The sequence below is a fragment of the Ruegeria sp. CDSC068 genome (assembly GCF_059610545.1).
In genome coordinates this window covers 331,352-345,191 of sequence record NZ_JBXWNV010000005.1, presented here as the reverse complement: position 1 = coordinate 345,191, position 13,840 = coordinate 331,352, and the positions used below count along the sequence as shown (strand labels likewise).

11 protein-coding genes are annotated in these 13,840 nt (G+C 58.6%); 8 read left to right on the top strand and 3 right to left on the bottom strand.

The genetic code is table 11. The features are described 5' to 3' along the window. The first annotated feature begins 268 nt into the window (after positions 1-268). Complete coding sequence (locus AC2FID_RS13080) at positions 269-1,030, top strand: NAD kinase (RefSeq protein WP_058274290.1); 762 nt, start codon at positions 269-271, stop codon at positions 1,028-1,030. Positions 1,031-1,288: 258 nt separating this feature from the next. Here the strand turns inward: AC2FID_RS13080 and AC2FID_RS13075 are convergent, their stop codons facing one another. The 3 genes from AC2FID_RS13075 to AC2FID_RS13065 form a co-directional block, all read right to left on the bottom strand. Beyond that, the gene (locus AC2FID_RS13075; protein ID WP_496697082.1) at positions 1,289-2,722 is read right to left on the bottom strand and encodes an amidase family protein; all 1,434 of its coding nucleotides are present in this window, start codon (positions 2,720-2,722) and stop codon (positions 1,289-1,291) included. 91 nt (positions 2,723-2,813) lie between these two features. Next, positions 2,814-4,703, bottom strand: a complete 1,890-nt coding sequence (gene prpE, locus AC2FID_RS13070; RefSeq protein ID WP_058274227.1) for a propionate-CoA ligase PrpE — start codon at positions 4,701-4,703, stop codon at positions 2,814-2,816. Positions 4,704-4,977: 274 nt separating this feature from the next. Beyond that, positions 4,978-7,251, bottom strand: coding sequence for an NADP-dependent malic enzyme (locus AC2FID_RS13065; RefSeq protein WP_496837185.1), 2,274 nt, complete (start codon positions 7,249-7,251; stop codon positions 4,978-4,980). A 185-nt stretch (positions 7,252-7,436) separates the two neighbouring features. Between AC2FID_RS13065 and AC2FID_RS13060 the strand changes: the two genes are divergently transcribed. The 7 genes from AC2FID_RS13060 to upp all read left to right on the top strand — a co-directional run bounded on the left by AC2FID_RS13060 (position 7,437) and on the right by upp (position 13,835). Continuing rightward, positions 7,437-8,141 (top strand): hypothetical protein, encoded by a 705-nt coding sequence (locus AC2FID_RS13060; protein WP_496754741.1) that lies wholly within the window; start codon positions 7,437-7,439, stop codon positions 8,139-8,141. Then, positions 8,104-9,207, top strand: coding sequence for a cupin domain-containing protein (locus tag AC2FID_RS13055; RefSeq protein ID WP_496837183.1), 1,104 nt, complete (start codon positions 8,104-8,106; stop codon positions 9,205-9,207). The genes AC2FID_RS13060 and AC2FID_RS13055 overlap by 38 nt, the downstream gene beginning before the upstream one ends. 103 nt (positions 9,208-9,310) lie before the next feature. Then, on the top strand, positions 9,311-9,703 hold the full coding sequence (locus tag AC2FID_RS13050; RefSeq protein WP_282119948.1) for a cytidine deaminase: 393 nt from the start codon (positions 9,311-9,313) through the stop codon (positions 9,701-9,703). Between the two features lie 4 nt (positions 9,704-9,707). After that, positions 9,708-11,015, top strand: coding sequence for a thymidine phosphorylase (locus tag AC2FID_RS13045; RefSeq protein ID WP_282119947.1), 1,308 nt, complete (start codon positions 9,708-9,710; stop codon positions 11,013-11,015). After that, positions 11,012-12,223 (top strand): phosphopentomutase, encoded by a 1,212-nt coding sequence (locus AC2FID_RS13040; protein WP_496837180.1) that lies wholly within the window; start codon positions 11,012-11,014, stop codon positions 12,221-12,223. The genes AC2FID_RS13045 and AC2FID_RS13040 overlap by 4 nt, the downstream gene beginning before the upstream one ends. Then, a complete protein-coding gene (locus tag AC2FID_RS13035; protein WP_496837178.1) occupies positions 12,220-13,206 on the top strand; it encodes an adenosine deaminase in 987 nt (328 codons plus the stop codon). The genes AC2FID_RS13040 and AC2FID_RS13035 overlap by 4 nt, the downstream gene beginning before the upstream one ends. Then, on the top strand, positions 13,203-13,835 hold the full coding sequence (gene upp, locus AC2FID_RS13030; RefSeq protein ID WP_058274218.1) for a uracil phosphoribosyltransferase: 633 nt from the start codon (positions 13,203-13,205) through the stop codon (positions 13,833-13,835). Before AC2FID_RS13035 ends, upp begins: the two co-directional genes overlap by 4 nt. Positions 13,836-13,840: the final 5 nt, after the last annotated feature.

Here is a 13,840-nt window from a genome sequence, read left to right as displayed (position 1 = left end):
GCTGACGACCCAGCTCGGATGTGATCGAGCCGAACAGCTCGGGATCACGGTCAGACAGGGACTGGGTGAAAAATCCGGTATCACGGAGATTGGCGTTCATGGGGGCTCCACATGGCTGGGTAAGAATCTTGCGGATTTCCTATCGGAAACGGTACATGCGCAAAAGCTTTAAAGCGACGAATTGGCCCGCTGTGGCGTCAAGTCTGGCTTATCGGGGAAAGGTATGGTTGTTTCGGAACCAAATGTGCAAGACCGGAAACCGCAACAAATGATCCAGAGAATCGCTTTCCTCGCCAGCGACGTCAAAGTGGCCCAAACAGCCCGCGACGTGCTGGTGAAACGTTATGGAAACGCGGCACCGCGGGATGCCGATGTTGTCGTTGCACTGGGCGGTGACGGGTTCATGCTCCATACGTTGCACAGCATGCAGCATCTGGACACGCCGGTTTATGGCATGAACCGAGGAACAATCGGCTTTCTGATGAACGAGTTCCACGAAGCCGACCTTATGGCCCGTCTGGGCGAAGCCGAGGAAGAAGTCATCAACCCACTGGCCATGCGTGCGATGGATCAGTCAGGTAAGATGCACGAGGCGCTGGCGATCAACGAGGTGTCGCTGCTGCGCGCAGGGCCACAAGCCGCGCGCCTCAGGATAAGTGTCGATGGCCGTGTTCGCATGGATGAACTGGTCTGTGATGGCGCGTTGTTGTCCACGCCTGCCGGATCGACCGCCTATAACTACTCGGCTCACGGCCCGATTCTGCCAATTGGATCAGATGTTCTTGCCCTGACGGCTATTGCTGCATTCAGGCCGCGTCGGTGGCGCGGTGCGCTGTTGCCCAAGATCGCCAAGGTGCGTTTCGATGTGCTGGATGCGGACAAACGCCCGGTCATGGCCGATGCAGATTCGGTTTCATTCCCTGATATCGACTGGGTCGAGATCCGCTCTGAACCTGCAATCCAGCACCGCATTTTGTTCGACCCTGGGCATGGGTTGGAAGAGCGCCTGATATCCGAGCAATTCACCTAAATTTTGGGACTTACGAATTTTTTAGAACTTGTGTGAAGCAGTTCACATGAGCTTCATTAACTTTCCGCTAATCTGATCTTGCCCGGAGAACACGTCTAGGTGGGAGTGAGTGGCCACCAAACGACGTTTTCGAACGATTGCGCAGTTTACGCGCTGGCGAGGGTAGGTGGTGCTACGCTCGTTAATGATATCTGGGCTTATTTTAGTAAGCGGACCCCGGGCACAAAACCCCGGGGTCTATTTTCGTTTTGGGTCGCACTACGTGTCCATCTTCTCCCACAAGGGCAAGCACATTTGACCGACGCGCGCCTCAATTGCGGCGGCGGCATCCACGGCCATATCTTCACGCCAGCGGCGGGCAGCGATCTGGACATTGATCGGCTGCGGGCCGCTGGACAAATCCGCCAGCCGGGCCGGAACGCAAGCGGCGGGCAGGCCAAGGAAGTTCATCGCATAGGAATAAACGGCGCAGCCAAGAACCTCGTGCACCCCTTCGGCACCTTCGGTGTCCCGATCCGGCTTGAAGAATGGTTGCGGTAGGAAGGGCGACAAGACCAAAGCATAGTCTTCCGTAAACAACGACCATTCACGGGCATAGTGGCTCCGCTTGGCCAACATTCGGATCAGGTCGGTTTCAACTATGGGCGGGAATTCCTGAAAATAGACGTCAAAGATCTCGCGGATGGTTTCAGATCCTGCCGCCTTGATGTCGTTTTGCATCAATGTCAGGACTTCGCCCATCAAGGCGCGATACCCTGACCGACCACACTCGAATACATCCGGCGGGTCGATCTCCTCCACCAGATAGCCGGCGTCGACCAGCGCATCGCGGGCCGTGTCCAGCGCCTTGTCGACCTCGGGGTGCAGCGCGTAGCCGAAGGTGTTCTTGGTGAAGGCAACTTTGATCGGATCATCCAAGGCTTCCCCTCGCCACGGCATTGAAACGTGAAACGGATCGCGCGGGTCGGCGGCGATCAGGCTGGGCATGGACAGATGCAAGTCGGCGGCAGAGCGGGTAATCAGCCCCTGCACCGACATGGATTGTGCCAGAATTCCGCGTTCGGCTTGCTGGCTGGGGTTCCACGCGGGGACGCGCCCCAGCCCTGGTTTGACTGTGACCGCGCCATTGGCCGCCGCGGGAAACCGCAGACTGCCACCGATGTCGTTGCCATGCGCCAGCGCGCCAATCCCAGCCATCACGCCCGCACCGGCCCCGCCCGAAGACCCGCCGGGTGAGATATGGCGGCCCCAAGGGTTGTGTGTCCGGCCATGCAGCGGGTTGTCTGTATCGGCGCGGAATGAGAATTCGGGCGTGTTCGTCCGCCCGATCACGATGGCCCCGGCTTTCTGCAGATTGCGCACAACCGGCGCGTCGTCGGGCGCGATCACATCCTTCAGGGCAACAACACCGTTCGAGGTCGCACGCCCCTTTTGATCGACGTTAATTTTGATAGTGACGGGAACGCCATGCAACGGCCCCGCGGGTGCACCGCCTGCCACGGCCGCATCCAGTTCACGCGCACGCTCCAACGCCTCGGTGCTCAGGTCTTCGACCACCGCGTTCAGGTCTGGGTTGGCCTGATGCATTCGGTCGACTGCATGCTGAGTGACCTCCAACGCGCTCAACTCACCGCTGCGGGTCAAGGCGGTCAGGTCGGTGGCGTTCAGACGCCAGATATCGGTTTGTGTCATGGGCCCTCGCTGTCTTGGGATGACAGTAGGGGGCTTGTTTCAGGTTGCAAGAGGAAGACATGCGGGCGACGGATCGTCGCCCGCATGTCTGCTACTGAGCGTAGCCAAGGGTTTTCAACGCGACGGTGATCTCGTCCAGAATAGCCGGGTCATCGATGGTAGCTGGCATCTTGTAGTCCTTGCTGTCCGCAATCGACACCATCGTTCCACGCAGGATCTTGCCCGAGCGGGTCTTGGGAAGGCGGTCTACCACCACGGCTAGTTTGAACGCAGCGACCGGCCCGATCTTTTCGCGCACCAGTTTGACGACGTCTTGAACCACCTCGCCATGGTCGCGGTCACAGCCTGCATTCAGGCAAAGGAACCCTACTGGCATTTGACCTTTCAACTGGTCGGTCACACCGATCACTGCACATTCGGCCACGTCGGGGTGGGCGGCCAGAACCTCTTCCATCCCGCCGGTCGACAAGCGGTGACCAGCGACGTTGATCACGTCATCAGTGCGCGCCATGATGTAAAGGTAGCCATCCTCGTCGACCATTCCTGCATCGCCGGTCTCGTAATAACCGGGGAATTGGTTCAGGTATGAACTTTTGAACCGATCCTCGGCATTCCACAGCGTTGGCAAGGTGCCCGGGGGCAGGGGAAGCTTGATCGCAATAGCGCCCAGCTCACCTGGCTTCATCGGATGACCGCCTTCGTCCAAAATTTGCACATCATAGCCAGGCATCGGTTTGGCGGGTGAACCCAGCTTGACCGGCAGTTCCTCGATCCCCAGTGGGTTGCCGGCGATGGTCCAGCCGGTTTCGGTCTGCCACCAATGATCGATCACCGGCACCTTCAGCGCGTCCTGCGCCCATTCGATCGTATCGGGATCAGCCCGCTCACCTGCCAGATATAAGGCGCGCAAGCAGGAGAGGTCATACTTCGCCAGCATTTCCCCCTTGGGGTCTTCACGCTTCACGGCGCGGATGGCGGTCGGGGCGGTGAAAAAGCTTTTGACCTTATGCTCGGAAATCACCCGCCAGAACGTGCCTGCGTCGGGGGTGCCAACAGGTTTACCTTCGAACACAATCGTCGTGTTGCCGTGGATCAGCGGAGCGTAGCAGATATAGGAATGCCCCACGACCCAGCCCACATCCGACGCTGCCCAGAACACATCGCCCGGATCGACATCGTAGATGTTCTTCATTGTCCAGTTCAGCGCCACCAAATGGCCTGCGGTCGGGCGTACAACACCTTTGGGTGCGCCGGTGGTGCCGGAAGTATACAGGATGTACGCCGGATGATTGCCATCGACTGGAACGCATTCTGCCGGTTCGACACCATATTGGAATCCATGCCAGTTGTAGTCGCGCCCTTCAATTAATTGTGCCACTTCCTGTTCGCGCTGGAAGACCACGCAGAACTCGGGCTTGTGGTTGGCCATGTCGATGGCCCCGTCCAGCAGCGGTTTGTAATGCACGACGCGACCTGGTTCCATCCCGCAGGATGCGGCGATGATCGCCTTGGGCTTGGCGTCGTCGATCCGGACAGCCAGCTCATTGCTAGCAAAGCCGCCGAAAACCACCGAGTGCACGGCCCCCAGACGGGCGCAGGCGAGCATGGCCTCCAGCGCTTCGGGGATCATTGGCATATAGATGATGACCCGGTCGCCCTTTTCCACGCCCTTGGCACGCAATGCCCCGGCCAGATTGGCCACGCGATTGCGCAGTTCGACATATGAAATCTCGCGCTTGGTGTGGGTGATCGGGCTGTCATAGATGATTGCGGCCTGTTCGCCGCGACCATTTTCGACATGCCGGTCGACCGCGTTCCAGCAGGTGTTCACTTTGGCATCGCTGAACCACTCATACAAAGGGGCGTTGTCGTCAAACAGGGCTTTGGTCGGCGGTTGAACCCAGTCAATTGCCTTTGCAGCGTTCATCCAAAAAGCCTCTGGATCCGATTTCCAGCCTTCGTAAATGTCCTGATATGCCACGGTGAACTCCTCCTAAATCTCCTTGAGAAATGTGTTATGTGGCCTAGGGGCACCGCACAAGCGAGCGCTGTGACGGAGCGTCACTTTATCGCAAAAAATTTGCAAGAATCCGCAGGTTGGCCTGCAAATTTTTGCAAATCATCGCCTTTTTGCTGACTTTTAACGACCAATTTTGCGCTTTTGCAAAGTTGAATATTTTGGCGTGCAAATTATTGCCTGCTGTGAATCAAACAGGGCGCCGATACTGGCGCCCTGAATACTGTGCTCAGGTTTATTAACCGTAATGCGCTACGGGTGTACCCGCGATCGCCGCCATATTCAGCAATCCGCGCGCTGTGATCGACGGCGTCACGATATGCGCCTTGTTGCCCATGCCCATCAGGATCGGGCCGACCTCCAAGCCATCGGCCTTCATTTTCAGGATATTGCGCACTCCGCTCGCCGCATCCGCATGGGCAAAGATCAGAACGTTTGCTGTTCCTTTCAGGCGTGAGTTCGGGAAGATCCGCGAACGCAGTTCAGGGTCGAGGGCCAGATCCAGGTTCATTTCACCTTCATATGTGAAATCGCGCGGCTCGGCGTCGAGGATATCCAGTGCCGCCCGCAACCTTTTGCCCGATCCTTCAGCCTGATTGCCAAACTGCGACTGAGAACAGAAGGCGATTTTAGGCTCGATCCCGAAACGTCGAACATGACGCGCGGCGCCAATGGTCGACTCGGCCAGCTCTTCTGGGGTTGGTAGCTGCCGAACATGGGTATCGGCAATGAACAGCGGTCCGTCCTCGAGGATCATCAGCGACAGCGCGCCATGCGGGTGCAGATCGACATCGCCCAGAACCTGTTCGACGTAGTTCAGGTGCCAACGATACTCGCCAAAGGTGCCGCAGATCATGCTGTCTGCCTCACCACGTTGCACCATGATGGCCGCAATGGCGGTGTTGTTCGTCCGCATGATCGCCTTTGCCAGGTCCGGCGTGACACCGCGGCGTTGCATGATCTCGTGATAGGAGTTCCAGTAATCATAATATCGCGGGTCGTCTTGCGGGTTCACAATCTGGAAGTCTTTGCCGGGACGGACCGTCAGCCCCAACCGCTCGCATCGTGCATTGATCACTTCGGGGCGGCCGATCAGGATTGGGGTTTCGGTTGTTTCCTCAAGAATGGCCTGAGCTGCGCGCAGAACACGCTCGTCCTCACCCTCGGCAAACACGATCCGGCGCGAGGCCACGGCCGCGGCCTCAAAGACCGGGCGCATCAGCAGGGCAGACTTGAAGACGGACTGGTTCAACCGTTCTTTGTATGCCTCGAAGTCGTCGATCGGGCGCTTGGCCACACCGCTTTCCATCGCGGCTTTGGCAACGGCCGAGGACACGACGCCGACAAGGCGCGGGTCAAAGGGTTTGGGGATCAGATAATCGGGGCCAAATGTCAGTTGCTCACCTTTGTAGGCCGCAGCCGCCTCGGCGCTGGTCGTGGCGCGTGCCATCTCGGCGATCCCGTCCACACAGGCGATCTGCATTTCGTCGTTGATTTCGGTCGCACCCACATCCAGCGCGCCCCGGAAGATGAAGGGGAAACACAGCACGTTGTTGACCTGATTGGGAAAGTCGCTGCGGCCGGTGGCAATGATCGCGTCCGGCGCGACTTCGCGTGCGGCTTGTGGCAAAATTTCCGGGCTTGGATTGGCCAGCGCGAAGATGATCGGGCGCTTGGCCATCTTGTCAACCATCTCGGGCTTCAGGACGTTCGGCCCGCTAAGGCCAAGGAAGAGGTCTGCATCGCCGATTACATCGTCCAGCGTGCGCAAATCCGTTTTTTGTGCGAATTGATCCTTGTGCGGGTTCATGTCCTCTTTACGGCCTTCATAGACAAGCCCGTGAATGTCGCACAGCCAGATATTCTCGCGTTTGACGCCCAGTTTGACCAGCATCATCAGGCAGGCAATTCCCGCCGCGCCGCCACCGGTTGAGACCACTTTGACGTCTTCAAAATTTTTGCCGGCGACGTGCAGCGCATTCTTGGCCGCGGCACCCACGACAATCGCGGTGCCGTGCTGGTCGTCGTGAAAGACCGGGATGTTCATCCGTTCCCGGCACAGCTTTTCGACAATAAAACAGTCCGGCGCCTTGATGTCTTCAAGGTTGATCGCGCCAAAGGTCGGTTCCAATGCGCAAACGATATCCGCCAGTTTCTCGGGGTCAGGTTGATTGAGCTCGATGTCAAAGCAATCGATCCCGGCGAATTTCTTGAACAGGACGGCCTTGCCTTCCATCACCGGTTTAGAAGCAAGCGCGCCGATGTTTCCCAGCCCCAGAACCGCTGTTCCGTTTGAGACGACCGCAACCAAATTCCCGCGTGCGGTATACAGCTCGGCGTTGGCAGGATCCGCTTTGATTTCCAGGCTGGCTTCGGCCACACCGGGTGAATAGGCGCGTGCCAGATCGCGGCCGTTCGCCATTGGTTTAGTCGCTTTTATTTCAAGCTTACCGGGCTTTGGATGGGCGTGATATTCTAGCGCGGCCTGCCGCAGGCTGGGTGTGTCCGACATCGGCGACTCAACTCCTCAGAAAATTTGATTTAGTGTTAAACTATTTCCCCGGCTTTGGCTACGCTACGTCATTTTGCAACAGTTTCGCTAAAGTTCACCGACTTCCCGTTGAAAAGCGTCGTATTGCTTTTACATTCGGGCAACTTTGGAGCCAACTTAGACCTGTCGAGCACTGAAAGCCATAAATGAGCTATAAAGACGAAATTCAGGCCGGGACTGCCTTCCCGGCGGAACAAGTTGTGGTTGGCCCGGATCGCGCCGCTTACGTATCGGTTTTGCTGATCGCCATCCTTATCCTTGTCGCCGTCAGTATCTGGCCGGTTCAAGCCCTTGCTCTGAACGAAGAGGGGGGATTGTTCGAAACGATTTCGGCCGCAGCGCTTTTTGCCTCAGGTCTGGCCGCGCTCTGGCGCTATCCCGGCATCACCCGTCTTTATATTGCGCTGGTCTGTCTGTTGCTGGCGGAAAGAGAGCTTGAGGCGGAAATCTATCCAGTCGACAGCCTGCCATATTGGGTCCTTAACGGTTTGGACAGTGTGCTTGATATGACGTCGGTCCGGATTGTTCTGGCCGTCATCGTGATCGGAGGCGCCCTATGGCATGGAGCCCCGACGGCATGGCGGGCGGCAAAGCGACGGGCGCCTTTTTTCGTGATTTTCGTGCTGGCGGGATTGCTGGCGGTAACCGCTCAGCTGCTCGAGGAAGTTTCCGGAATTTACCAGGCAGATCTGTCCACACTTATGACAGTGCGGCTCTTTGTGCTGGAAGAAACGCTTGAGATGTTCTTTTCGATTGGCATTTTGGCCTCTGTTCTGATCGGATGGCCAAAATCCGATGCCGAAGAGACGCTGAATGACCTCGACCTTGAACAACAGCCAGACGCGCGCTGAAATCCGACTGCCCACCAGCGAGCTGCGCGACGATATCCCGTTTTTCACAAAGACCCTCGGAATGAGGATGGATATGATCTATCCCGCTGACGATCCGAGTGTTGCCGTGTTTTCAGGCCACGGGTTGCGCCTTCGGGTTGAGAGGGACGCGCCTGAAGCGGCAGGCACGATCCGCATCCTGACAGACGATCCTGACGGTTTTGCGGGCGGACAGCGGACTCTGGTCGCGCCAAATGGTACACGGGTTGAAATTGACGAGTTGAACCCGCCGATGGTGATGCCTGAAACGGTGCATTCCTTTGTGGTTCGCAGGCTCAAGGATCAGGCACCCTGGATCATCGGGCGGGCGGGGATGCATTACCGCGATCTGGTGCCAGATCGGCTGGGTGGGTCGATCATCGCCAGCCATATCCGTATCCCCGATGGGGGGCCGGTGCCGGATATGGTGCATTTCCACAAGGTCGGGTTTCAACTGATTTTCTGCATCCATGGTTGGGTCGACGTCGTGTACGAGGATCAGGGCGAAAAAATGCGCCTGACAGCCGGGGATTGCTTTATCCAACCCCCAGAAATCCGCCACCGCGTTCTTGAAGCCTCCGATAATGTTCAGGTGATCGAAATCGGTGTTCCCGCCGAACATGTCACCGAAATCGACCACGAGATGGGCCTGCCTACGCCGAATTTCCGCCCGGACCGCGAATGGCAAGGGCAGCGTTTTGTTTATAACAAAGCCGAGAATTCAGAATGGGGACCATTCCGCCTGCCAGGATACATCTGTCGCGACACGACGATTGCCGAGAAAACCAAGGGTGTTGCAGGCGTGCAGGTCGTACGAAAAGGGCAGGGTGAACCGGTCTGGGCGACGCATGACACGGATATCCATTTTACCTTCGTCATGACGGGCGAGGTAACTTTGGAAGGTGAAGGGCGCGACCCCTACCGTCTGGAACAAGGGGATGCGTTCGTGATCCCGCCCGGTATGCGCACCAAACTGTCCGAACCTTCTGATGATGTCGAATTGCTTGAAGTCACCCTTCCAGGAGTCTTCAATACCGATCTGGTCTAGGTGAGAATTTGCCTGGGAATCTTGTACTCGGGGGTTCAACTCCCCGGGCAGTTTCCTTTAGGGTGTGATTTTCTGACCAGTTGATCAAAAATGGGGAATCGCCATGACTTTGAAAGATGCAGCGTTGTCTGTCCGGGAAAAAGCCTATGCGCCTTATTCCAACTTCAAAGTTGGGGCGGCAATCCGGTCCGCCAGCGGTGAGGTCTATTCCGGCTGTAACGTGGAAAACGTGGCTTACCCTGAAGGCACCTGTGCCGAGGCCGGAGCTATTGCCGCGATGGTCGCTGCGGGCGAACAGGAACTGTCCGAGGTCTATGTTGTTGCCTCAAGCCCGCAACCGGTTCCGCCGTGTGGCGGTTGCCGGCAAAAGCTGGCCGAATTTGGCAAGCGGGACGTCAAGGTGACGCTGGCGACCATGGAAGGCGCCGAGTTTGTAACCACGATTGGAAAATTGCTGCCGGGCGCTTTCGACGCCTCGCACATGGAGGACGTGTGACCCCATGGACGCCCGTTCGATCATTGCAAAACTGCGCCGGAATGAGGTGCCGACCGGAGATGAGCTGAACTGGTTCGCGCAAGGTTTGGCCGATGGTGGTGTTAGCGACGCTCAAGCGGGCGCTTTTGCCATGGCCGTCTGTATGGGCGGATTGGGCACCAAAGGGCGCGCCGATCTGACGATCGCCATGCGCGACAGCGGTGATGTGCTCAGCTGGGATTTCGATGGCCCGGTAATTGACAAACACTCGACCGGTGGGGTGGGAGACAGCGTAAGCCTCGTGCTCGCCCCTGCACTGGCTGAGATGGGGGCTTATGTCCCCATGATCTCGGGGCGGGGTCTGGGTCATACTGGCGGTACCCTGGACAAGCTTGAGGCCATTCCCGGTGTCAGCACCCAGATCGGTCAGGACCGCCTGAAGCAGATTTTGCGGGATACAGGCGCGGCCATTGTCGGGGCCACGGGGCAGATCGCCCCGGCAGACAAACGCCTTTATGCGATCCGTGATGTGACGGCGACCGTTGAAAGTCTGGACCTGATCACAGCGTCGATCCTGTCCAAGAAACTGGCCGCCAGCCCCGAGGCTTTGGTGCTGGACGTCAAGGTCGGCAGCGGCGCGTTTATGAAGACGCTGGAGGATGCGCGCAAACTGGCAAAGGCCCTGTCGGAAACTGCGAATGCAGCAGGTTGCCGGACCTCGGCGGTCATCACCGATATGCACCAACCTTTGGCGCCCGCGCTGGGCAATGCGTTGGAAGTGGCCGAGGTGATGAAGGTCATGACGCAAGACCCCTATGCCCCGCTGGCCGAAATCTCGGCCGAGTTGGGCGGGGTTCTGCTGGCGGATGCCGGGATGTTCGCAACCGCCGAAGAAGGGCGCGACAAGATCACGGATGTCATCCGCGACGGTCGCGCGGCGGAACGCTTTGGGCGTATGATGGCAGCCGTAGGCGCGCCACTGCAGTTTGTTGAAAACTGGTCCCGGTACTTGCCAGAGGCCAGCGTGATCCTTGAAGTTCCGGCACCGACCAACGGACACATCACTGCCATTAACGGTGAGGCGCTGGGCCTGACAGTTGTTGCACTGGGCGGCGGACGGCAGGTTGAAGACGACGTCATCAACCCGGCCGTGGGTCTGTCTGACATCGTCCGGCTGGGCGACAAAGTCGAGAAGGGCGCGCCTTTGGCGGTAATCCACGCTTCGCGGGAGGATGCCGCGCGGCGGGCCGCCCAGAGCGTTCTCAGCGCGATCACGATAGGTGCCGATGCCCCGGCAGAGCCCACTCTTGTCCACGAAAGGATTACGCCGTGACCCGCGCGTTTCTTGTGGTGATGGACTCGGTTGGCATCGGCGGCGCGCCGGATGCTGATCGGTTCTTTAATGGCGATGTGTCGGACACGGGTGCAAACACACTGGCCCATATTTCACAGGCCTGCGCCGAAGGGCGGGCTGAAGACGGGCGCTCAGGTCCACTGTACCTGCCAAACTTGGATGCGCTGGGACTGGGGGCCGCAACGCGGTTGGCATCGGGGTCAGAAACGCCGGGGTTGGAGGTCGATCCGTCTGGGCGCTGGGGGTGCGCGAGAGAGCATTCACTGGGCAAGGATACGCCTTCGGGCCACTGGGAGCTGGCCGGTCTGCCGGTGCCGTGGGATTGGCATTATTTCCCGGATACCACGCCAACCTTCCCCGCCGACTTAAGCCAGGCTGCGGCCCAGGCGGCTGGAACAGACGGTATTCTAGGTGATTGTCACGCCTCGGGCACGACCATTATCGCCGAACTAGGGGCCGAGCATATGCGGGCGGGTCGGCCAATCTGCTACACTTCCGCCGACAGCGTGTTCCAGATCGCGGCACATGAGGAGAGCTTTGGCCTCGACCGCCTGCTGGACATGTGCAAGGCGCTTGCCCCGCGGTTGCATGAGATGAAAGTGGGTCGGGTTATCGCGCGACCCTTCACAGGCTCACCTGATCAGGGCTTTACCCGCACCACCAACCGAAAGGATTTTGCCATCCTGCCACCAGCGCCGGTTTTGACCAATTGGGTGCAGGATGCGGGGCGTCGCGTCCATGCGGTGGGTAAGATCGGCGACATTTTCTCGATGCAGGGGATCGACACGCTGCGCAAAGGGTCGGATGCCGAGTTGATGGGCCACTTGTCCGATCTGGTCGATCAGGCCGAAGAAGGCACCCTGACCTTCGCCAATTTTGTTGAATTCGACAGCCTCTATGGCCACCGCCGTGATATCAGCGGCTATGCCCGCGCCTTGGAATGGTTCGACCGCGAGATCGGTTTGATTCTGAACAAGCTGCGCCCGGGCGATCTTATGCTTTTGACCGCCGATCACGGCAATGACCCCAGTTGGATCGGAACCGACCACACGCGCGAACAGGTGCCCGTTCTGATCGCGGGGCAGGGCACGGGCCAAATCGGGGCCGTCGATTTTGCCGATGTCGCTGCAAGTATCGCACACCATCTGAACATTCCGGCACAAGGGCCGGGGAAGAGTTTTCTATGACCGTCGCAGACCTACCCAAAATCGAGTTGCACCTGCACCATGAAGGGGCAGCACCGCCTGAATTCATCCGTCAGCTTGCGCATGAAAAACGCATAGACCTGAGCGGTATCTTTAAATCAGACGGAAGTTATGACTTCCGCGACTTCGCCCACTTTCTCAGTGTCTACGAGGCCGCCTGCGAGGTGCTTAAATCACCCGAGGATTTCCGTCGCCTGACCTTGGCCATTCTGGAGGAGAGTGCTGCGAATGGGGTGGTCTATTCGGAAACTTTCCTCAGCCCTGATTTCTGCGGCGGCGGGGATGTGCACGCCTGGCGTGACTATCTGAACGCCATTCAGGATGCGGCAGACGAGGCCGAGCGCAAGTTCGATATCACCCTGCGCGGCGTTGTCACGTGCGTCCGGCATTTCGGACCCGAACAGGCGAAACAAAGCGCCTATTGCGCAGCGGAAACCGCCGGTGACTGGATCACCGGGTTTGGCATGGGCGGTAATGAGGGCGTCGGGACGCAGGGCGATTACAAATGGGCCTTTGAATGCGCTCGCGAAGCTGGGTTGCGCCTGACCACCCATGCCGGAGAGTTCGGCGGGCCCGAAAGCGTACGCGATGCTGTTCGGGACCTCGGTGTCGAACGGGTCGGCCACGGCGTGCGGGCCATCGAGGACGACGATCTGATCCGGGAACTTGTCGACCGCGAAGTCACGCTTGAAGTCTGCCCCGGTTCCAACGTGGTTCTGGGCCTGTTCCCCGATTTTGCGGCACATCCGATTGCCCGGTTGCGCGATCAAGGTGTGAACGTCACAGTTTCCACCGACGACCCGCCGTTTTTCCATACCACCATGCGGCGCGAATATGAGATGCTGCATCAGGCCTTTGGCTGGGACGCCGAGGATTTTGCGGCCCTGAACGACACAGCCCTGAATGCGGCCTTCTGCGATGATGACACCCGCGAACGGGTCAAGAAAAGACTGGAGAGAACATGAGCGAACACCTGACCGTCGTTGACCACCCGCTGGTGCAGCACAAACTGACGCTCATGCGGGACAAGGGCACCTCGACCGCTGTTTTCCGACAGCTGCTGCGCGAAATCACCCTGTTGCTGGCCTATGAGGTCACGCGTGAACTGAAGCTGACCACCCGCCACATCGAAACCCCAATGGAGGAAATGGACGCCCCCATTCTGGCCGGTAAAAAACTGGCTTTGGTATCGATCCTGCGTGCCGGCAACGGAATGCTGGACGGGGTGCTGGAACTGGTCCCATCAGCGCGTGTGGGTTTTGTCGGGCTGTACCGCGACGAAGAAACCCTGAAACCCGTTCAGTATTATTTCAAAGCGCCCGAAGGCTTAAAAGACCGTCTTGTCATTGCCGTTGACCCAATGTTGGCCACCGGCAACAGCTCGGCTGCGGCGATTGATCTGCTGAAAGAGGCAGGGGCGACCGATATCCGCTTCCTTTGCCTGCTGGCCGCGCCCGAAGGGGTCGCCCGCATGAAAGAGGCGCATCCTGACGTGAACATCGTCACGGCGTCGCTGGATCGCGAGTTGAACTCAAAAGGGTATATCATGCCTGGGTTGGGCGATGCCGGCGACCGGATGTTCGGCACCAAGTAACCGGC